This window comes from Acidisarcina polymorpha (assembly GCF_003330725.1).
Classification (GTDB): domain Bacteria; phylum Acidobacteriota; class Terriglobia; order Terriglobales; family Acidobacteriaceae; genus Acidisarcina; species Acidisarcina polymorpha.
In genome coordinates, this window is record NZ_CP030840.1 from 1,431,803 (window position 1) to 1,453,771 (window position 21,969).

The following is a 21,969-nucleotide window of genomic DNA, read 5'->3' on the forward strand; positions in this document are numbered from 1 at the left end:
CCACCGCTCCTAGCCGCGGCTATCGATCCCAAGATACCCGCAGGCTGCGCCATAGGTTCGTCGGGCGAGGCCCGACCTGTCCTCCTCGAAACGCTCACCCGTCGCGTCCGTTAAGGCTCGGATCAGGCTAAGCACGTCCCAGGCAGCCACGCTGCGGTCGTCAACCTCAGGTGCATCCAGGCGCCCGAGGAGGTCTGCCAGGACACGGTGAACCTTGTTGACGTCACCCTTTGCAAGATCCTCGAACGAAGCCTACTTTTCTGCGAAGTCGATGCGCCTGGCCAGCTCCGGCCGGCGCACCTGCTGCACGATCGACGCTTCGATCACCCTGCGCAGAGCCGCCCGAAAAGGCAGATCTGCCGGTATCTGTTTCATAGCCGAAATAAACGGGTGTACTTCACGTTCGATGAGGCTGGCGAGCAACGATTCCTTGTTCGGAAAGTACTGATAAAGCGAGCCGGTGCCCACGCCGGCACGGTCAGCGACGGCGTTGGTGTTGGCTCCTGGGCAGTCGCCCCTACGCCTATCGTGATCGGGGAGGATGTAAACACGATTGTTGATCCCTGCAAGACCGTCCATGGCTTCTAGAAAGTAACAAGTCCTCCTTGTAGTCTAGGCACCGCTCGAGGAGCTTGGACCAGACTCAAAGGTATCGCAACCACCATTGTTCAGGATGGACCCTCTTGTAATCGGCATACCACTTGACTGGAAGATATAGAGCGAGAATGATGACCACCCAAATGACATAGACACCTGGAAGGCTAAAACCATAACCCTTGGGAGGACCCGCGATGAAGCTCCCGTAAGGTAATGGCGTCGCAAATCGATGCCAGTCATGGCCAGTCATTGCGCATGTCACAATGGCCAACAAATGAATGAGGGCCAAATGCGCGATGTAGTAAGCCAGAGGTGCGCGACCGTACACCTCCAATGTGGTTCGCAACCACGGAGCGCGGCCAGTAGAAAGCGAAGCGTCTATCCACCCGAGCAGAAGAAGCACGATTCCGATCGTAATTGCAACGTACTGCAGAGAAGGTGGGTACTTTTCTACGTTCAAAAACGAAGTGACCGTCCGCTCCGTGGGCCCATAGTTTATCCAGGTATTGGGATCCCCATAGCTATGAAGGGCGCGCAAGACGATGAATAGGGCGATGGACGAGAAGCCTAGCCAAGCAGTCATGCGTGTGCGGTCTCGAAGAGGCAGGATCCACAGCTGTCCGAAGCTGTATCCGAGCAGCATAAGGCCGCTCCACGGAGCGAAGGGATACACAACAGATAGGAGCAGCCTCCCATGAAAGCTTATGAAACCCCTCTCGTGCGCGATCTTCCACAGTGCCGACCAGTGCCCTAGATGTTCTGCATGTACGGTATCGAATACGTTATGACCAGCAACAACGGCAATACCGATTGCGGTGATACTTGGGAGCGGCAGCCAGACCATCACTGCCAGGACCAACATGGAAAGACCAATGGCTCCGATGATCTGAAGGATGCCGACCCCCGGTGGCCCTATGAGGACAAAATAGACGACTGTGAACTGCAGAATAATCAGCCAACATCCCCTCACCAACAGAAGCTTGGATAGTTCTGCCCTACTCTTCCCGCTTGACGCTTGCAAATACACTGATAGTCCAGACAAAAACACGAATGTAGGTGCGCAAAGGTGCGTGATCCAGCGGGTAAAGAAATATGGAAGCGTGAGGCGAGAAGGATCGGCCACACTAATAATTTGTGCGGAGAAGAAATCCCTCGTGTGGTCGAGGGCTATCAGCACCATGACAAATCCCCGCAGTACATCGATGGAAGGAACGCGGCGGCGGCCCTTCTGCGACACAGGTTGAAGTGGCTCTGAAGATGTACGGTGGTAGGCTAGCTGTTGCGAGAAGGACATTGGCTCCATGAAGTACCTGCACTTAATAGCACTGTATGCGTGAAGACGTGATCTATTAGCCTCTGTATTTAAGGGACCAAGTGTAGGCTTCAGTGATCCTTACGATTGACTCATGCCGGCATCGCGTGAAGGCGGGCACAAAGCCTTCAAGATCGGAGGAATATAGAGGGATCGCACGCTCGCTATCATCCAGCACTCCAGCATCCATGAGGATCACCTTGTCTGCTTGATCCGGATACCGTTCCGCACAATCGAGCGCCATCGAATCTCCGTTATCATGGCTATAACAAATGAGGGACTTAGGCCCTTGGTAATCAAACAAATAATCAAAATCGTCGGCCATACCTTTTGTACGCATTCGAGACCCGCCGGCGGGCTGAGTGGATAATCCACTGCCTCTCGTATACAGAAATACAAAGTAAGGCGCTATCCAGCGGCGCAAGGCCATTGACAAGGTAGGTCGAGCCCACACCCATCTTGGGGACGTCACGATTACGGGACGTCGCTCGCCCGGCGACATGATAGTGAAAGGTTAACCTTGGAAAGCTGCGCGTTATGATCTCCTTACAGTAACCTTCGGTGCGGGCAAAGAGGTTGATGCAAAAGGTGGAAATGTAAATACGATGAGGCAATACACAAGTCGTAGAAAGAGCTCTCCTAACAAGAAGACTCCTAAGATTTAAGCTGAGACACACCCGTCCCGGGCCACGGGTTAGCGTGTTAAACAACCAGATAGCAGTTTTATTCCCGATGCCGTGATAGATCATCACTGAGATGAAAAACGAGTCGCAGTGGCTCGACCCCTCTCTAATTCTGGGAATATTCAGACTAAAACCGGCCCACGGCGCAGGCCTAACGTGCTTGGGTTGCTCATCGTTATGTTCGAGAGCGTCGGCCAGCAAGGAGAGGAAACGGATGCCGAAGCCTCAACGTCCTTAGGATAGGCTGTTATGCAGATCGAGCATCCCTGCGGAATGTGCTTCAAGCCTCGCTTGATAATTGTTCTGCTTCGCAGGATCGTTGAAACGTTGTAGTGCGGCAGTATATCTCCGCAGACGATCCGTCTTGGCTTTAACCTAGCGGCTTCCTGGATTGCCTCCCACCCAGCGGCCGCCCTGCCTTTGTAGGCTGGTCCCCTTTCTCATGAAAGCCCTCCTTGCAACTCCCCAGTAAGCCATCGCACACCCCGGGTCGCTCTTGGTCAGTGTAGTAAATTGTTCCGTGGTCGTTTCATATCCGCCCTGCTAGCCGTTGGATTCTTTGGCTTCTTTATGGTGGGGAGGAGGTGGTCTGGGTCGTTGAGCCCCTTTCTCAGAGGCATCATAAAGACCGACGAGGCGCAGCTTGATTCGCTTCTCCTGCAGCGTTCTTGAGCGGCTTAGGTTCCCGGCCGTTAGTACCTGAACCCGAGCTTCGCCCGGAATGAGAGCTGAACTTCTATGCCAGGGAATATACCAGGCGGTGAAGTGTTTACTCTTCTTCTGATAGAAGCGCCAACGGAGAAACGTCTATGCCTATTTCACAAGCACTCACGATCGAGCAGGCCCGTATCGATCCGCTCTCCAATGAGAACATTCAAAATCCTTTCGTCTTGTTTGAGCATCTTCGGCAAAAGGGACCGGTTTTTTGGAATGAGCAACGTTCTTTTTGGATGGTCTCCAGCTATGACACTGTCAAGTCGGTCCTGCAGGATGTAGAGCACTTCTCCTCGGACACGGAGGGCATGTCCATTAGGCGAGCTGAGGGCTTACCGGCCTCCTCGCGTAACAGCTTCGAGGTTAGCAAGCGGGTTTTTTTCATCGTCATATTCAGGCCGCAGACGCGCCTGTGCATACGGTACACCGGAGGGCGATCATGCGCGGCTTCATGCCCTTGGTAGCGGATGTGGTGAAGACTTCTATACAAGTCCGTGTCGATCGGATGATCGACTCACTCTTCGCTAAAGGATCTTTCGACTTTGTCGCAGACTTTGCTTATCCGCTTCCTTCATTAGTCATCTTCGATCTTCTAGGCATACCGGAGGAGGACCATGCCACCATCCGTGATACCGCCAAACTGTTCTGGCTCTTCCCCGTGGCGATGTATCAGCAAGATCTAGAACTCCTTGACAGGATTGCGAACCAAGCTCTGTGCGCCGAGGGTACGCTGCTTCGGATAATGGATCAGAGGCGCAGCAACCCGCAGATGGATCTCATCTCCTCGCTGATCCGCCCAACTGAGGGAGACGAGTCCATTCCCGACGACGACATCGTGGTGATGTGTATTTTTCTTTTGATGGCGGGGCACGAAACTACAGCGAACCTTTTAAGCGGAGCACTGCTACATCTGCTCAGGGAGCGCGCACACTGGGATCTGCTCAGATCCAATCCACAAATTCTTGGGAGCGCTGTCGAAGAGTTGCTGCGCTTTATCAGCCCTGTCCTCTGGGTGGCACGCCTCGTCCGCAAAGATGTTCAGGTCGGAGGGAAATGGCTTCGCGCAGGAGAGGAAGTCCGAGTATCCATCGGCGCCGCAAACCACGATCCAACGCGGTTTGATCATCCAGAGAGACTTGACCTCACGAGGACCGGTAGCTCATCTCTTGCATTTGGTTATGGAATCCATACCTGCCTGGGCGCGGCTTTGGCACGCATGGAGACAAATGTTGCTCTTGCAAGTTTGCTGCGCCGCGCTCCGGGCATTCGCCTACTGAGCGACAGTGTAGAGTATGCCCCAATCTATTTTTTCCGCGCGCTTAAATCCCTTCCCATTTCGATTGCCAGCTAACACAGTGAATGTGGCTTCCGAAGGGTTGGGTATTCAGCGCGCGTTGCCTCAGGCTCGGCTTTGATGAGGGCATCGTCAACTTAACGGTGCTTGAGCAGCTGAGGTGCTGAGCGGCGCAGAGCGGTATCATCGTCATTGATTTCCGATCGAAGTCGTTGAGCACTGCATCGCCTCGACCCCAATCTCGCTTATGATTTCGTATCCTAAGCGTGCTGCGTACAATGCCGGGCACTGGGTGTGCCATTCAGGAAGCGATGGACGTCCGGCGCATATGTGATCGGTCCGTTCGCGAACTCGAAGGGGTGCGCGTGTGCGGCCCACCCTGTAGCTGCTGGTTCCAGTAAAAGGTCAAGTTCCGGACGTACATACAAGGCACGACGCTATTTGCACCAGAGCCCTCAAAACATGGTTGACGTTGGAGACCAGGCCGACAATCGTCCATTGCACATCTGCAGGACGCGATCCGCGTAGTGGAAATACTGGCTGTCGTGAGTGATGGCGACCACGGCCTTACCGGCTCGCCTTAACTCTGGCAGCAGTTCTGAATAAAACATGTGCCGGAACTGCGGATCCTGATCGGCGGCCCATTCGTCGAAGACATATACGGGACGATCTTCCAGGTAGGCTGACACGAGAGCGAGGCGCTTCCTCTGGCCGGAGGAAAGCGCCATGGAGCTGAACCGCCCTTCGGTGATTGACGTTTTATCTCCCAGACGTAGCTTCTCCAGCAGGACAGTTGCTCGTGCGGCTGTTTCTAGAGAGCAATCAAAAATCGTATCGAACAGCTCGTAATCGGAGAAAACTGCCGAGAAGTAGGATCGGTAGCGATCGAGCTCATGAGCTTCAATATTTTTCCGGTTGAGTAGAATGCAGCCATCCTTCGGCTCATACAGGCCAAGCAGCAGCATCATGAGCGTTGTTTTGCCGCTTCCGTTCCCTCCCACAATAAAGACGATTTCGCTTGGTTGGAGAGTGAAATTCACTGGTCCGACCTTAAATGCGTGTGTGCCGTTTGTTGTGTATTCGTGTATGAGTTCCCGCAGCTCGATGCTTTCAAAATGGGGCTTAGGAGACGGCTTCTGCTGCGTCACTCTCGGAGCCTGCTGCATAATATCGAACATCGCAAGAACATGAGAGAGCGAAGCAGTGGCTCGTCCCATGTCCGGCAAGAGGTGCAAGAGCTCACCGATCGAGGAACTGACAAACAACATCACGATGATCGCCGAAGCCGTCACAGTTGCCGTAGCGTGCGGGCTGAACACGGGCAGCAGCAGCAGCAGCAGAGCGGAGAAGAACATCAGCTCGCCAAGGCTCGTGACCAGCGCGAACTGGCCCATGCATTCTGCAACGAGCTGGGCTGTCTTTCCTGCGTACCTCGATACCGCTGTCTCAAGATAAAAGGTGGCGCGCTGACGGTTCAGTTGCAGCTCGCGAGCGCCCCGAACTAGCCTGGAAAGTGATTCATGAAGGGAGTCCAACGTCCGCCGTGCCTGGGCAGCGCGTGCTATCGGCCATCGTGTCGCGCGATTCTGGATGACCACGCCGACGAGCAGAAACGAGAGTAGCATCACTCCAAAGGGCACATAGATCGCGAACAGGTAGGCGATGCTGCTTAAGACTACGACGGTGTTCAAAAGTGCGTTAATCAATGCCCGATAGCCTGCCGACATGATGTCCATGTCAGTGGTGAGAGCGGCGAGTATTTTGGGGTTACCGCAGCGGGAGATTTGCTCGATGGGCGTCTCCAGAATCAGCTTGCAAAGATCAACCCGCGCGCGCGAGATGGCGTTTTCAGAAAGCCGCATCATGAGGCGCACGCTAGCAAACCTTGCACCCGTGTGCATCAAGGCGCAAGCACAAAACATCTGCGTGGCAACCTGCCAGGAGAGTTGGTGCGCTATTACCTTCTCCACGACGACGATCAGAAGTGAGTACGACAAGCCTGCGCACAAGCCCAAAAGGATCACGAAGAAAATGGAGAGCCATTTCTTTACACCCAGGAAACGAACGAGCTGAATCACCGAATTTGCCTAATCCTCGTCATGACACGAATAGAATTTTGATCCCGTCCAAACCTCTTCATGACTATGAGATTTCGTTGACGAGCCACGCAAGTCGATTTTCCAAGTTGGCAACAAATGTCGTCATAAACTGCGAATCAAATAGTTCCTTTGCATAGTGGATCGTGACAAACAATTCGCCGCCTTCTTCGGAGAAGAAGATATCCAATTGCATGGGCTGCCGGGGCGAATGGTCTTGTTGTTGCATGACTGGCGACACGCGCAGATCGCCTGCCCATGTTTCGGATATCTCTTGAGGATGGTTTTGCATCCGCACCCAAACCGGCATCGTCCGCGTGCCGAGGCGCTCCTCCACCAACCTGTACGGGTAAGGCATCCCACCATGTGTTAAGGCATCGATGATAGATCCCCGGACCGCGGCGACCGATTCAGACGCGGACATGGATTCCTCAAGACGCGCATGCAGGGGAAGCACGTTTACGAATCCCCCGACCACATGTTCCATGCTGTGATGCGTTCGGCCTGACGTGATTGTGGCTAAACAGAAATCAGGCTGCGAAGTGTAGTTCCGCATCACTAGACCAAGTCCCGACACAAGCAGCATGAAGAGACTAGCGTTGCTGCGGACAGCTACGCTGCTGAGCTTTTCATATAGATCCTGCATCACCATCTGGCGGATGGAAGAGGTTTTGTACGGGAACACCGCATCGTTCGGCATGTGAGGCCGCAGGGGTCGCGGTTGCTGAACGCTTTGGAGCTGCTGCTGCCAGTACGCATAATCGTCTGAAAACGGGTTCGTTCGCTGCCAGATCGCGTAATCGGAATACTGCAGTGCTGGGGCGCTAAGTGCAGGGCTGGTGCCCGCGAGATGAGCTTCGTAAAGATATTGCAGGTCCTGGGTAAGGAGTGTTCGCGACCAACCGTCCACCAAGATGTTGTCCATGCATAACGACAGGATATGTCGTGTTGGATTAAGGCGAAGCAGGAGCATGTCGACGGGAGGAGTCGCATTCAGGTCGAATACTGTGGACAGTTGAGAGCGCAAGCACTCTTGCACGAGGCTCTCTTCCACATCCTCGATCCGGATCTTCGGAGTCCAATTGAACATCACCTCGGCGAGTGGTTCTTCTCCTTGCTGACGATTGATGAATCGGGTCTTCAGGGCAGGATGACGCTCGGCAAGATCGTGCACCGCCATCTGGAGGGCACGGAGAGATAAGTTACCTTGCAGAAGTATGGCGCCCCCGATGTTGATCGGGGCAGTTGGGAAGTCCCTGTGAATCTTCCAGTAGGTCAGTTGAAAGTGCGAGAGAGGATATTGAGGATCGCGAACGGACAGCGGCACCGGGTGGGAGATGATCGGCGATGGAGTGTTTTCGTCAAGAAGGAGCGCCACATCCCGCAGCAGAGGGCGATCGAAGAATGTCTTAAGGGTCAGTTCCCTCGAAAAGCTCTTCCCCGTCCGGAGAACAAACTGAACGGCAAGGCGCGAGTCGCCACCGAGGTCAAAGAAGTTATCGTGCCGTCCAATTTTCTCGACGTTCAGGAGCTCCGTCCAAATCTCTGCGAGGAGAATTTCGGTGTTCCCCTGAGGAGCCTCATATGCATGCCTGCTGTAGGCCTGTTCTCCCGGATCCGGAAGTGCCCGGCGGTCGAGCTTTCCATTCGGAGTGGTGGGAAACGCGGCCATCACAGTGTACGCCGCAGGAACCATGTAGGCCGGCAGGTACGCGGAAAGGTGGGCGCGCAGCACTTCACTGGATGGTGTACTGTCCGAAACAGGGACGAAGTAGGCTAACAGGTGGAGATCGCCTGATTTACTTTCACGAGCGATGACCGCTGCCTCGCGCACATCGGGATGCTCTGCCAGCCTAGCTTCAATCTCGCCCAGCTCGATACGGAAGCCGCGAATTTTGACTTGATTGTCATTGCGGCCGCGATAGATAACCTTTCCGTTCTCGAGCCAAACGGCGCGGTCGCCCGTGCGATACATCCTCGCGCCCGGCTCCGTGGAGAACGCGTGAGGCAGGAAGCGTTCTTCGTTGAGTTCGGGACGGTTGAGATAGCCGCGTGCAACGCCTGCCCCTGCGATGAATAGATCTCCTTCCACACCAACCGGCGCCGGCTTTCCATGTTCATCTAGGATGAAAAGCTGGGTGTTCCACAAGGGAGAGCCGATGCTGACCTCTTTGCTGCCCAACTGCAACTGCTCCGCTGTAGACCAGATCGTCGTTTCGGTGGGTCCGTACAAGTTCCATACTTCATTTCCGCTGGCTGTCAGGGTTTCCGCGAGGCTTCGTTCTAACTCCTCTCCGCCACTAAGCACTTTGAGCCGTGGAGGTGGTAGCCAACCTACCGCGATGAGTTGTTTCCAAGCTGTTGGAGTTGCCTGCATGATGGTGACTGGCTCCCTGCGAAGCAACCTGGCTAGCTGGGTTGCGTCGCCTGCTACCTCAGTGGGACACAGCACCACGCATGCTCCGCTGATCAGAGGCAGATACAGCTCCAGTCCAGCGATATCAAATGTAATCGTGGTGGTGGCGAGCCACCGGTCTGCGGGAGAGAGTGCGAGCCTCTCCGCAAAGCACTGGAGTAGGTTGACGACACTCCGGTGTTCGATCATGACACCCTTCGGGCGGCCGGTCGAGCCAGACGTATAAAGGATGTAAGCGACCATGTCGGCGGTGCGCATTGGGGCCGAAGGATTCTGGCGTGTTTCGGGAGTATCCTCCATCTCGGCATTGTCCACCAGGATGAGCCTGGGGCAGCCGTCCAGAGACGCGATGCTCGGCGCGAGACTTGTGTTTGTCAATATCGCCACGGGGCAGCTGTCGGTCAGTACCCACTCAATCCGATGAGCGGGATGCGTGGGATCCAGTGGAATATAGGTCGCACCCACTTTCATTGTCGCCAGCAGGGCCACGAGCATGGATACGCTTCGGTCTAGGTACATGGCCAGGTACGCGCCAGGCTTTACGCCGGCGACAAGCAGGGCGTGCGCAAGGATGTTTGCCTGCGTGTTTAGCGCGTCGTAGGTGACGCGTTGCCCCTGGAAAACAACTGCTTCTCTATTAGGGGTGTGTGCCGCTTGCGCTTCGAACAGAGTTTCAATCCGCTGAAGCGCGGAGTAGGGATGGGCTGTTTTATTGAAGGCGACCAGAGTCTGGTGAGCTTCTGCGGAGGGCAGGATCTGGATGCGCGATGGCGGAACATGTGGCGTTTTTTGGAGTGCCTCCACAAGCTCCTTCAAGGCGTGTTCGAGATAGCCGCACAAGCGTGATGGATCGATGTCGGCTGTTACCTGGGCGGTGAGCGAGAAGCCTTCGTGCCAGTCATCTACATTTATGCTGATGGGATAGTTCGTCCATTCGTCTGCCCTGAGTGTGGCGACACCGTCAATCAGGTCGTCGATCTTTATAGCGTTTTCGCGCCCTGAATTGTGACGATAGTTCAGCAGGGCACTAAAAAGCGGCATACTTGTATCCAGCTGACTGGCACGTTTTGCCAAGCTGAGGGGTGCATCCTCATGCTGAATCAGGTTTGTCAGCGTCTGGTGCACGTATCGCAGTTCGGATTCAACACTTCCTCGACTCAGTCTGACGCGCATTGGCAGAGTATTGACGAACAAACCGAGCGTCCGCTCGATACCGCTCCAGCTTGCTGAGCGGCCAAGCAGCACGGTCCCGAAGATCGCATCGTCGATGCCTGAAAGCTGTCCGACGACTACTCCATAGGCAAAATGAAACAGGCTAGCTGGACTTACTTGGAAGGTTTTCGCGGTATCCCGGATGGCTCGCGACAGGCTCACATCCAGGCAAAGATTGGCCTGCTTCCATGCATGATCAACTTCGGAATGGGGAATTCCGTAAGGATATGTAGCGCCTTTCGTGCCCGCCAGTAGTTCACGGAAGAACTCTGCGTGTTTCTTCTGTGACGTACCGGAGGTGACGTGGGCGATGTGATTGCGGAACTGGCCTGGCGCGGGCAAGTTGGTCGCTGTATTGCTCATGTGTGCGGCTATCTCTTCGGTCAAAACCTCGACACTTACATGGTCCAGGAGAAGATGATGTTCTAAAACAAGAACAATCCAGCGACTCTCGCTGGGATCATAAGCGAGGAAGACACGAAGGAGCGGTGCGTTGCTGATATCGAAATGGTAATGCTGAGGATCAAAGCGCTGCTGGAGCTGCGCGACAACACTCCCGCGATCGATGTTCAGATCGATCTCCTGCACTTTCAAATCTGCTTGTCGTAAAACAACCTGCACGGGCGATCGTAGACCTTTCCAGAGCACGATGGTTCGCAGAGAATCGTGGCGTTCGCAGCAGAATTTGAGCGCGAGAATAAACTGGTTTACGAGTTCGCTGTCGCGGAACGAGAGGATAACCCTGGAGACATAAGGGTCGCTATCAGGGGATGACAAGTGGTGAAAGAAAATACCTTCCTGGAGTGGGGACAACGCATAGATGTCCTGTATGTTGGCGTCTCCGCCGGGCGTCCCCGCCACGATTTTCTCGATCTCCTCCTGGCTCACCTGGGCCAGAGGCACCATCCAGGGCTCAATCGGACCTTCGCCGATGCTATTGAGGGGCACAATGTGCTGCTCTGATGCGCCTTCCAATTCTTTCGCCAATTGCGAGAGCACGGGATGAGAGAAAACCTTCGCGAAGCCAAGCTCTCTACCCATCCGTTGTCGCACTATCGAGAGGAGGTGCAGCACGCGAATGGAGTCTCCGCCAAGCTCGAAGAAGTTGTCGTTGCGGCCAATGCGGTCAAGCACGAATAGCTCGGACCACACCGCCGCCAGCGATGTTTCCAGCAGTCCGCGAGGCTCTTCGTAGACGCGCTGTGCATATGCGTCTTGGCTGGCGATCGGAAGCGCATTACGGTCCAGCTTTCCGTTGCTTGTTAGGGGAAGCTGCCGCAGATGCACATACGCAGCGGGAACCATGTACTCTGGCAGACTGATGGTCAGGTAAGCCCGCAACGCAGCCGGAAGGATGGGCTCGGCGTATGAGTTGTCATCGGTTAGGGTGTAATACGCGACGAGCTGCTTATCGCTGCCATCCTGCCGATCCGCAGTGACAACCACGGAATCTCGAATGCCGGGATACTCTGCCAAACGGGCCTCAATCTCCCCCGCCTCAATCCTAAAACCGCGAACCTTGATCTGATAATCGCTGCGCCCTAGATATTCAAGCGAGCTATCGGGAAGATAACGGACCAGGTCGCCGGTTCGATACAGGCGATCTCCTGAAACGAATGGATTCGCCAGGAAACGCTCGGCGTTCTCCTCGGGGAGGTGATGGTAGCCCCGTGCGATGCCAGCGCCCCCTAGATAAAGCTCGCCCGTAACCCCGATCGGAACCGGCTCTTTTTGTTCATCCAGCACGTACACCCTCGTGTTCCATAAGGGCTTCCCGATCGATACATGTCTGACATTCTCGGGCCGCAGCTCGGCAACGGTAGCATTCACGGTGGCTTCTGTGGGGCCATAGGCGTTATACAGTCTTGGGCGAGGCTCCGGATGCGCGAACCATGTGGTGAGCGCTTGCGAAGAGACAGCATCGCCTCCGATGGCGATCTGCCGAATGCATGCCGGCATACGAGAGCCGGAAGACTGCAGCAACTGCTGCCAGAACACCGGCGGTAGGTTCAGCATGGTGATTCCGACCTGTTCGCAGCGGGATAAGAAAGCCTGTGTGCTGGCTAGCCATTCTTCGGAGCGTAGTACCAAGCAGGCACCAGAGAGCAGTGCGCCGAAAATCTCTTCGACGGACATGTCAAAAGCGACGGAGGCGAACTGCAGCAAGCGATCTGAGTTCGTGATCCCATAAGTGGCGCGCAGGGCTTCAATCTGATTGACCACACTACGGTGCTCGATCATCACGCCTTTCGGCTGTCCCGTGGTACCGGATGTATAGATGATGTAGGCCAGATTGCGAGAAGTTAGCCCCTCAACGTGCGGCTTGGGATGATAGTCATTCTCCGCGGCCCAGAGCCCAACATCGGCGCCCAGATCCAACACCATCTCGCCGCGAACCGTAGCCGCACGGATGGACTCGCGCGTCGACTGATCCACGATGATGGCGACGGGCTCGCAGTCCTGGAGAATTGCCTGTAATCGCTTTATGGGGTAGCGCGTTTCGAGCGGCACGTAGGCGCCGCCTGCTTTCAAAACCGCCAGCAGCGCCACAATTAAGGCAGGAGAACGCTCCATGCACACGGCGATACAGCGATCCGGACCTACCCCCAGCAGACTCAGGTGATGCGCCAAATGGTTGGCACGTACATTGAGCTCTCGATACGTAAGCTCCGTGTCATTTTGCTTGAGGGCTGGAGCGTCCGGCACTCGCAAAGCCTGCAACTCAAAAAGCTGGTGTACGCAGAGATGTGAGGGATAAGAAACTTCTGTTTGGTTCCACTTCTCCAGAAGCTGCTCACGTTCTTCCTGTGGCAAAAGTGGGATTGCGTCAACTGGGAGATCCGGCTGTTCAATGCACTGGCGGCAGAAGGCGCTGAATCGGCGAGCATGGAGGGCGCTCTCAGCGGCAGAGTAAAGCCCCTCGTTGAAGTTCATCTCCACCGAGAAAGGGGATTCGGGGCCAAAGTCAAAGATCTCGACGCCAAGATCCTCAACCAGGCCCACGGAGATGATTTCGAGCGATGCTGGAATTTGATCTAGCGAAAAGTCATATTCGAATGCCGAGTAGCTGACCGTTACGCGACAGAGAGTTTCGCCGCCGTTTTTGGACCGATAGTGACGCTCGATGTCTTCTAAACGGTACCGCTGGTGACGGAGCACGCGCTTGACCTTCGACGCAGCCCTGGAGCTCAGTTGAGAGATGGTGTTTGCAGGATCGACCGCGAGGCGCAGGGGAACTATGTTGGCGAAGCTTCCGATGGCATCGCGGGCCTCACGTCCGATACGTGCCTTGACAGGCAATCCCAATAGGACGTCCTCCGCACCGGTTAGCCTATACAGATACGCCGCAATTATGGCGAAGACAATATGCGGCACGTCGACGCCCCTCTGTGCCGCAAGCGCTCGCAGTCTTGCTTCGACTCCCGCATCGAGGTGAATGCGCTGCCTGCGAAAGTCTGGAGACGATGTCCCACCTGAAAGCGCCAGCGTTGTTGTGCTGCCGAACCCTTCCAACTCCGACTGCCAGAAAGCGCCATCCTTCCGCTTCTGTTCAGAGTCCCCATACGCAACATCCATCGCGAGGATTTCGGCCGGTCCGATCAGGTCGAGTGCGGGTGTTTGCCCACGGACAAGTGAGGCATACAACTCCACAACACGACGGGTCACGAGCGTCCCTCCGTAGCCGTCAATAAGCAGATGATGCGCTCGCATGTACCAGGCGTACTCACTGTTGCCCAGGTGAAACAGGGCTGTGCTGTACAGGTACGGTCTGTCCACCTGTGTCTTCCGCTTCATGTCGCCATCGATCCAGCCCCGCATCTCCGCTCGGGCATCCGGATGCGTGGACAAGTCCACGATCAAAAGACTGTCAAGGCTCGGCGGGTGGACTGTCTGACGCACGTCTCCATCGACAAAAGCAAACGTGCTTCGCAGAGCCGGAGCGGCTTCGATCAAAAGACCGTACGCCTGAGAGAAAGCCTGCACGTCAACCGAACCATGGATCATAAGAATCTGGGCAACGCTGTTTTCGCCGCCCTGTGCGTGATATTTCTCGGAAAACCACAAACCCTTCTGGGTGGCAGTTGCCGGTAAATGCTCTCTCAGAGCAGGATCCAGGTCGCCCATATAATTCATTTGCTCTTCATGTCGTTCAAGCTGTGGCAGCACGGATCTAGCACCATCTTCGCAATTATGGTCAAAGCGAATCAGAACCATTCGGATTTAAAACCCATTCCTGCGGCCTCGGATGCCTTTCACGCCGTGTTTAAGAAACCGATGGAAGATCACGTACTTGGCTTTTTGATATAGACACAGAGATAACAGCATTCCAACGGCTTTATTCCCATATTCGCTTCTGCTCAGCGGCGTCAAGAGATCCGAGAAGGTATGAACGGCAGGACCGAGCTCCGGCCTCGCCAGACTCTGTTGCTGCATTGTTATCCGACAGCGGTGCAGTTTTGTGGAATAAACATCTCGGTGGCTTGTTCTTGTCAGCATAACGTTGTTTGCTCCTAAGCCTGGGGCAGGGCCGCCGACTACTCCAACCGCCGATGAAAGAAGGGATTTAAAGGATGGACTTGAAACCAGAGCAGAGAGCAGTTTACCTTTCTGAAGAGTCGTGGGTGCAGCTAGGGTTGTACGCCGGCAATCACGATCCCGCTCATTGCTTCACCGGATACGCTGAACCGGAGACGATAACGTCCTGGTTCGCAGGCGTTAGGGTGTGGGCAGCACTACTGCATAGGTGCCACCCAGGCAACGCTTAAAAGTAAACTGTCCCTAAGTGCGATTCTCCAGTGGTTTCCGGTGATTTCGCTCATCTCTGACACCTTAAAATACTAACCCGCATATTGGATGCTTTCGCTGAAGTTGCAGCCGGTCCATCTGAACAATGCAGGCTAGGTGACTATCTGGCTGCATGGTTTCTCACGACCTACCTTGCAAATCAGCACGTGAGACAAACATACAAAGAATGAAATCCCTCTTATGAAACTCGCTATTTATATGTTGCCTTTCCAGAGCCATGTGTCCGTGCTGCTGTCGGTCGCCCGGGAGATGCGTCGCCGCGGACATGAGATCGTCGTGCTTGGACTCCGCGATCTGGAGGAGAGAGTCGCTCAAGAAGTTGGAATGACTTTCGTGCCCATGTGTGACAGAGAGTACCCTCTAGGGGCGACGCGAGCAGCGCTCGCCCCGCTGCGCTCTATGTCTGGTATTGCTGGTACAGAGTTCTGCATTAATATGCTGACGCATCTATGCGCTGCGGTGCTGGAGGACGGCCCCCGGGCTCTCCGCGAAAGTCAAGCTGAGGCCCTCATCCTTGATTTCTCCTCGAGGGGGATGGATGCGGTGGCCGTCTCCATGGACATCCCCTACGTGCACATTTCGAATGCTGTACATAGCGACTATTCGGGGAACACGCCGTTCTGGTGCTACGATTGGCCACCGGAAACAACAGAGGAAGCGCTAGCCAGGAACCGTGCTGGGTTGGTTCGCCTGGCAAAAGCAGCGGCTCCAATGCATGCGTTGCTCAGGAGCTTTCTGGAGGAGGCTGGCGTGGACATCGCATGGAGCGACCTTCACGCACTGACTTCGAAGCTTGCATGGCTCACACAGATCCCTCCGGAACTTGACTTTAAAAACTCCCATTGGCCGAAGCAGCTCATCCACGTGGGACCGCTTTGCCAGCCTCCGAGCATGCCAGATACCAACTTCCCGTGGCATCGCCTGACGGGAGAGCCGCTGATCTATGTGTCGTTTGGAACGCTGCAGACGGACCTGTTTTCACTCTATGAGGTGGTCGTCAAGATTGCCCGTACCAAGGGGTACCAGATTGTGCTGTCGACAGGTGGATTTCCAATGGACGAAAAGCTCAAGGATATCCCAGACAACTTGATCCTAGTCCGCTTCGCCCCACAAGTTGAGATTTTGAGGCAAGCCGCACTATGCATCACGCATGGGGGCGTCAACACGGTGCTGGAAGCTCTCCAGTGCGGAGTTCCCCTCGTTGTTCTTCCGATCACCAATGATCAGCCTGGGGTCGCTGCCCGAGTTGCGTACGCAGGGGTAGGTGCATTTTGTCGTGTGGAGGATCTTAATCCCTCAAACCTCTCCGGTCTGATCGACGAGGTGATGCAGAACCCCGGCTACCGTGCGCGTGCGAAGCAGCTACAAAGTGTTCTGAGCTATGAAAGAAGTATTGTGCGTGCTGGCGAGTATATCGAGAAAGCCCTTGCCAGCGTGGTTGCTGATCACACCGAAGCCGCGCGAGAACACTTTGCAGGAAGCGAGTGAGCAATGAATCAAACATTTGAGCGATTCGCCATCCCGAAAGATTGTTATGCGTTCTTAGAGCTACAGACAACCTGCTACACATATGATCTATCTGCCCAGGAAACGCTGGAGATTCTCCATTTCAGTTCAGATGGCCAGGGACGAGATCGATGAATTCGTCGGCGATTATGGCATTGCCTTGGCTTTTGACGACGCAGCGCTTTTCGGATTCTTCTGCCTGATGCACGTCGAGCACATGAACAATCCTGTTCTCAGCGCGCTCGTTGAGACTCACGCATGCACGCATAATCTTTCACCCTCAACCAACTAATCACCGTTCACCGTCGCAAGGTACAGACGAGGGCTACCGAATATGAAATTCGCTATATATACTGCGCTCTCCCACAGTCACATTCGGGTCATGTCGGCACTTGCGAAAGAGTTGGAGACGTTTGGCCATTCAGTGTGCGCCATCGGCATGGAAGACCATGCGCCTGTGTTTCACTCGTTGGATATGGAATTCTTTCCCGTCTGCTTACGGGAGTTTCCGCGTGGGGAGCTCCAACGGAGGTACGAGCCTGTTCGCGAGATGTACGGAATGGACGCACTGCGGGCAACGAGCGCCGTGGGTTGCGATGTCGTAGCGGGCGTTTTAAAGGATGGGGAAAGAGCTGTCAGGGCGAGCGGCGCAGACGCCTTGCTTCTGGATACTTCCGCGCGTGGACTAGAGGTGATCGCGATGCATATGGGAATGCCTTTTGCTCACGTCTCTGCACAGCTCCACGACGACTATTCGGGTGTCACCCCTCATTGGTTTTTTGACTGGCCACCCGAGACGAGTAGTGAAGCCATCGAGCGAAATAAAAACAATCTAAACTTTCTTCGGGAGTTGGGCGCGCCGGCCCGTTCTGCAGCTCTCGACTATCTTGCAGCCAGAAATATTCACCCAGACTTGACTACGCCTTATCCCTTCTTCCTTTCTACAGACACCTGGATTACGCAGGTCCCGAAGGAGTTTGATTTTGAGAACCAGCTTTGGCCTGAACATCTCTTCCATGCTGGGCTTATTAGCCCTCGCGAGCAAAGCTCTGCGATTGACTTTCCGTGGGAGCGCCTTACCGGGGAATCACTCATCTACGTATCGATGGGAACCATGCTGACGAACGCGAAGCAGCGGTTGCGCATGGCGGTACAAGCCGCTCAAGGTGCAGGTAGACAGGTCGTTGTTTCCACTGGACCCCAGATTGGGGTGGAAGAGATCGGCCCGCTGGCTGCGAACACGATCGTGCTCCCTTATGTTCCTCAGACCGGGATTCTTGAACGCGCAGAGCTATTCGTAACGCACGGTGGGCTCAACAGTGTTCTGGAATCGCTCTATCGCGGAGTGCCCCTCGTTGTTTTGCCGATCAGTTTCGACCAGCCCGGAGTAGCGGCAAGAGTCGCTTACCATGGCGTCGGTGAATTTCTAAACGCCCAACTACTCAATCAAAAGCTTCTCACCGAAACGATAGTCAGCGTGCTGGGTAACCCATCGTACAAAGAAGCCGCGCGGAAGTTGCAGGCGAAGATTGCGTGGCAGGATGGGGCACAGCGTGCGGCCAAGCATCTGCATAAAGTGATGCACCGCTAATTGGTTCTGTCGCAATGAAGACGACTTGCTGTTGTTGCACTGACGGCATCGCAATAGAACCGCGGCTCGCAGGTTCTTCCAACAAGCAGTCGAGCGGAACGGCGCACCCGAGAAAATGACTCTAAATAAGACCGGCGCGAATGTAGAAGCTCTGGAGACCATGTACGCAGGACGAGGGGAGACGATCGTTGTGCGACAGGTAAAGTACCTGAGCAACATCGTCGAGCAAGACCACCTTGCCGTGCAACGTCGTACGATGCCGATGTTCGGGTTCCAGGACTATCTCCCCGCCCGCATCCTTCTCTCCGGCATCCAGCTCGTGCATATGATTAGCAAAAGGCAAATGAACACCAGTGGCGGCGGACGCTCCCCCACAGCAGTTCTACTCCTTGGCAGGGTAAGCCCGAACCTATGCTTTTCATCGTTCATACACCTTTACCGCAACAGAACCTCGGTGAGTCACCTCGAGTCTAAAGCGCCTGAACCAGCAGGAAAACGCCTCACAGATTACCCCGGGTGACAGTGTTGTTGAGTTTGGCCCAAGATAATGTTTGTCACGACCGGGGAAATCTGATCACAGCAGGTGTTAGTGTGTCGCAACCCATCCAGAGGTCCCAAACACTGATACAACAAATGGATAAGTTGGCAACTGTCGTACTTTCAGGATTCTCCGGCCCCTGCGATCGTCATCAGGAAGAGCGAACAAGTGGAGACAATGCACTGGGCCTAGATCGTTACCCCAGCACCCCGCCCAGGTTCCACTCGCTTGACAGCCTTCGTGCGGGGATGATGTTCCTCGGCATCGTATTATATGGAGCTCTGCCGTACACTAGAATTCGCATGTGGCCGGTTAACGACCCCACCGCACATCCCATATTTTGGAATGCAATCGTCTTTGCTATACATGTTTTTCGGATGCCTCTCTTCTTTGTGTTGGCAGGTTTCTTCGCAAACCTCCTCTTCAAGATGTCTGGCTGCGAGTTGAGCTCGATCAACCGCGCAAACTGTGCTGGCATTCTTCGAACCGCGTTCCTCTATAAGAGGATCAGATAGGCCCATACACCGCGAATCTTCACGTAAGTCTCGTCAATCCGCCAGCTCGTCGATCGAAATGGGGCACCGTCAGCGCAGTCGCTTCTCGGTCTCGGCAACGTACCGCCCAACCAGTGATAGATGGTGGAAGAATCGGCGCTCACGCTCCGCCCGCCCATCATCCTGCTCTAGATCGCGATAGCCAATGCCATACCAGCAGTACCAACGCCAAACAATGATTTGGCTGCCAACCGAACACTGACATAGCCAGCTCCGCTCGTCTTCATCCCGTTTTCACGTCGACATCCCTATGTCGGTTCCAGGAGGTGGCGGACGGAGGTCCCGACGATGCCGAGTCGTCTTGCGAGTTCTCAATTTGGAGAGCTTTTCCTCGCTATAACGTCTAGTTTCGGAAGTCTTGTCAGCGACATAGTTCCGTCTACAGAACGTGCTTGTTCTGTAACTATGCTGCAGTGTTACTGCCCTGATTTGCGAGAAGGGCAGATTGCTTGGAATAAGGGACATGTCAATGCGTTATTCCGTATGACACGGATAGGAGAATATATGAGGATCGCCGGAGTAAAAGCGGTCATACCTTCGCAAGTGATTGATAACGCCACGATAGAGCTGATGGTTGCCGAACACAGCAGTCGAACACTGAGTGTTCAACTGAATGACGTCCTTAAGCGCATAAGGTATTATCTGCTTCACTCGGGCTCACATCAGCGGCGCTGGCTAGCCAGTGGCGAGAGACCATTCGACCTCTTACAACAAGCCATCTCTGAGACACTCGCTCAAGCAGGTGCCAGAGGATCAGATGTCGATCTCATCATCTACACTGGCGTCGATCGTGGCTTTCTCGAGCCCGCGATGGCAAATGTGGTCGCTGTCGCTTGCGGGATGCCGCAAGCTCACTGCTTTGATATCGTCGACGCCTGCATGAGCTGGGTCAGAGCCATCTTTGTGGCCTACACTATGTTCCGCTCCGGCGTGTATAAGAATGCTCTTGTCGTTAACTGTGAATGCAGCATGCGTCCCGGAGGGCGGGTCAATCCAGGATGCTTCCAACTTGATAGCGTGGATGCGGTTGAGTGGAATTTTCCCGCGTACACCATGGGAGAAGCAGCCTCTGCAACCTTTCTCATCCGTGATGACTCCAGACCCTGGGAGTTCCACTTCAGCAGCCACTCGGATCTGAGCGACCTTTGCAGTATTCCGCTGGAGTGCTTCGATCGTTACTGCCAGCCGCAGCCCCGGCTTGGACGTAATGGGGCCAACCAGTTCACCTCATTTGGGGGCGATATGTTCCGCCTTGGATGGTCACATGGCGTGGAGATATTCAAGCGCCTGTCCACTCCTCTTGACGAGATAAAGGAAATATTTCCCCACGCCGCATCCAAGAAGCTGTGGATGGACATGGGAGCCGAAGTCGGCGTCCAGGACAAGATCAGATTTATCTATCCCGACTATGGGAATCTGGTTTCGGCTTCTGTTCCCGCCGGGATCGCAATGGCGCAGGAAGAAGGAACGATCCAAGAAGGTGATACGCTCGCCGGGTGGGTAGGAAGTGCGGGAATGTCCTTCGCTTCCTTTGCGTTTCAGCTATAAGCATTGTGACATCGTTCCAAACGTTATATGGCAGATGACACTGCACGAAGCAACATGATTGCTTGAGAGATGACAATGACCCCGCCCTTAGACGCCCGATTACACGTAGTATCTCTCGGACACTTCCATCCGAGAGGCATTATTGATAACGAGTTTCTCGAATCATTAGATATCGGTGCAGATGCTAAATGGATCGCAGAGCGAGTTGGTATACGCTCACGCAGAACCGTATTACCCCTTGACTACATCCGAACTACCAAGAACTGCGACCTGCGGGCGGCCGATGAAGCTGCTGAGTTTACAAATGCTGAGACTGGTGCCGAGGCGGCCCGGATGGCAATGGCTCGCGTAGGTCTGCGGCCAGAGGACGTTGGAATGATTATTTCTGGCGGTTGCTCACCGCGATATTCAACACCAGCAGAGGCATGCACGATAGCTGCTGAGTTAGGTATCGAATGCCCCGCATTCGACGTCAGTTCAGCCTGTTCGACCTTTGTGGCCCAGATCCATATGCTGAAGAATATGAGACCGGAGGCCCTACCTGAGTATATTTTACTCGTCACCGCCGAGAATACTACGCGGAAGGTCGATTATGGCGATAGAAAGACTGCTGTATTGTGGGGGGATGGATCCACGGCCGCAATAGTATCTACACGCATACCTGGAAGGTTATCAGTTATAAAAACTTCCCTGCAGAGCGATCCTAGTGGATGGGACAAAGTAACCATTCCCACTGGGGGCTTTTTTAAACAGGATGGACCTGCAGTTCAGTCTTTCGCAATACGAAAAAGCGTTCTGGTTATCGACGAACTATGTTCGAGAAGTGACGAGAGGATTGAACTGGCGGGCTTTGTAGGCCATCAAGCAAATTTGCTAATGCTCAAAGCCGTCTGCAGAAAAGCCGGCATTCCGGAGAGGCATCATTTGTTCAACGTCGATAGATATGGAAACTGTGGGGCTAGCGGCGCACTGTCGGTACTCTCTGAGCTCTGGGGCGATTTACCCGTAGGACTTATTTGTGTGGCTCTCGTTGGTTCAGGGTTGACCTGGGGCGGGATGTTGTTTGATGCGGGTCCACCTCCTAGCCCCTAGGTCAATGTGA

The 21,969-nt window shown here is 54.6% G+C and carries 11 protein-coding genes and 2 pseudogenes; 7 read left to right on the forward strand and 6 right to left on the reverse strand.

The annotated features are described in order from the left end of the window. Positions 1–252: 252 nt before the first annotated feature. From ACPOL_RS06305 to ACPOL_RS34545, 3 genes are all read right to left on the reverse strand, one after another. Positions 253–579 carry a TetR/AcrR family transcriptional regulator gene (locus ACPOL_RS06305; protein WP_114206305.1) on the reverse strand — a complete coding sequence of 109 codons (327 nt, stop codon included), beginning with the start codon at positions 577–579 and terminating at the stop codon, positions 253–255. Positions 580–643: 64 nt separating this feature from the next. Further along, a complete protein-coding gene (locus ACPOL_RS06310) occupies positions 644–1,891 on the reverse strand; it encodes an acetyltransferase domain-containing protein (RefSeq protein WP_161557230.1) in 1,248 nt (415 codons plus the stop codon). A gap of 55 nt (positions 1,892–1,946) precedes the next feature. Further along, positions 1,947–2,249, reverse strand: a complete 303-nt coding sequence (locus ACPOL_RS34545) for an alpha/beta fold hydrolase (protein ID WP_150132923.1) — start codon at positions 2,247–2,249, stop codon at positions 1,947–1,949. 1,448 nt (positions 2,250–3,697) lie between these two features. On the opposite strand from ACPOL_RS34545, the gene ACPOL_RS06325 reads away from it, so the two are divergent. Further along, positions 3,698–4,657 (forward strand): cytochrome P450, encoded by a 960-nt coding sequence (locus ACPOL_RS06325; RefSeq protein ID WP_114206309.1) that lies wholly within the window; start codon positions 3,698–3,700, stop codon positions 4,655–4,657. Positions 4,658–5,055: 398 nt separating this feature from the next. Here ACPOL_RS06325 and ACPOL_RS06330 read toward each other — a convergent pair whose 3' ends face one another. Next, on the reverse strand, positions 5,056–6,678 hold the full coding sequence (locus tag ACPOL_RS06330) for a cyclic peptide export ABC transporter (RefSeq protein ID WP_114206310.1): 1,623 nt from the start codon (positions 6,676–6,678) through the stop codon (positions 5,056–5,058). 64 nt (positions 6,679–6,742) lie between these two features. Further along, positions 6,743–14,458: a non-ribosomal peptide synthetase gene (locus tag ACPOL_RS06335; RefSeq protein ID WP_161557232.1), complete on the reverse strand. Its 7,716-nt coding sequence runs from the start codon at positions 14,456–14,458 to the stop codon at positions 6,743–6,745. An 852-nt stretch (positions 14,459–15,310) separates the two neighbouring features. On the opposite strand from ACPOL_RS06335, the gene ACPOL_RS06345 reads away from it, so the two are divergent. From ACPOL_RS06345 to ACPOL_RS06360, 4 genes and pseudogenes are all read left to right on the forward strand, one after another. Next, positions 15,311–16,618: a glycosyltransferase gene (locus ACPOL_RS06345; protein WP_114206313.1), complete on the forward strand. Its 1,308-nt coding sequence runs from the start codon at positions 15,311–15,313 to the stop codon at positions 16,616–16,618. 130 nt (positions 16,619–16,748) lie between these two features. Beyond that, on the forward strand, positions 16,749–16,928 hold the full coding sequence (locus ACPOL_RS33450; protein ID WP_114206314.1) for a hypothetical protein: 180 nt from the start codon (positions 16,749–16,751) through the stop codon (positions 16,926–16,928). 42 nt (positions 16,929–16,970) lie between these two features. After that, positions 16,971–18,227: a nucleotide disphospho-sugar-binding domain-containing protein gene (locus ACPOL_RS06355; RefSeq protein ID WP_114206315.1), complete on the forward strand. Its 1,257-nt coding sequence runs from the start codon at positions 16,971–16,973 to the stop codon at positions 18,225–18,227. A 58-nt stretch (positions 18,228–18,285) separates the two neighbouring features. Further along, positions 18,286–18,747: pseudogene (locus ACPOL_RS06360) on the forward strand (DDE-type integrase/transposase/recombinase); the annotation flags it as partial. Positions 18,748–19,273: 526 nt separating this feature from the next. Here the strand turns inward: ACPOL_RS06360 and ACPOL_RS36070 are convergent. Continuing rightward, positions 19,274–19,499 (reverse strand): annotated as a pseudogene (locus tag ACPOL_RS36070) (IS6 family transposase); the annotation flags it as partial. A gap of 324 nt (positions 19,500–19,823) precedes the next feature. Here ACPOL_RS36070 and ACPOL_RS06375 point away from each other — a divergent pair. Beyond that, positions 19,824–20,867, forward strand: coding sequence for a 3-oxoacyl-[acyl-carrier-protein] synthase III C-terminal domain-containing protein (locus ACPOL_RS06375; RefSeq protein WP_114206319.1), 1,044 nt, complete (start codon positions 19,824–19,826; stop codon positions 20,865–20,867). Positions 20,868–20,936: 69 nt separating this feature from the next. Continuing rightward, positions 20,937–21,959 (forward strand): 3-oxoacyl-ACP synthase III family protein, encoded by a 1,023-nt coding sequence (locus ACPOL_RS06380; protein WP_201759109.1) that lies wholly within the window; start codon positions 20,937–20,939, stop codon positions 21,957–21,959. The last annotated feature ends 10 nt before the right edge of the window (positions 21,960–21,969 follow it).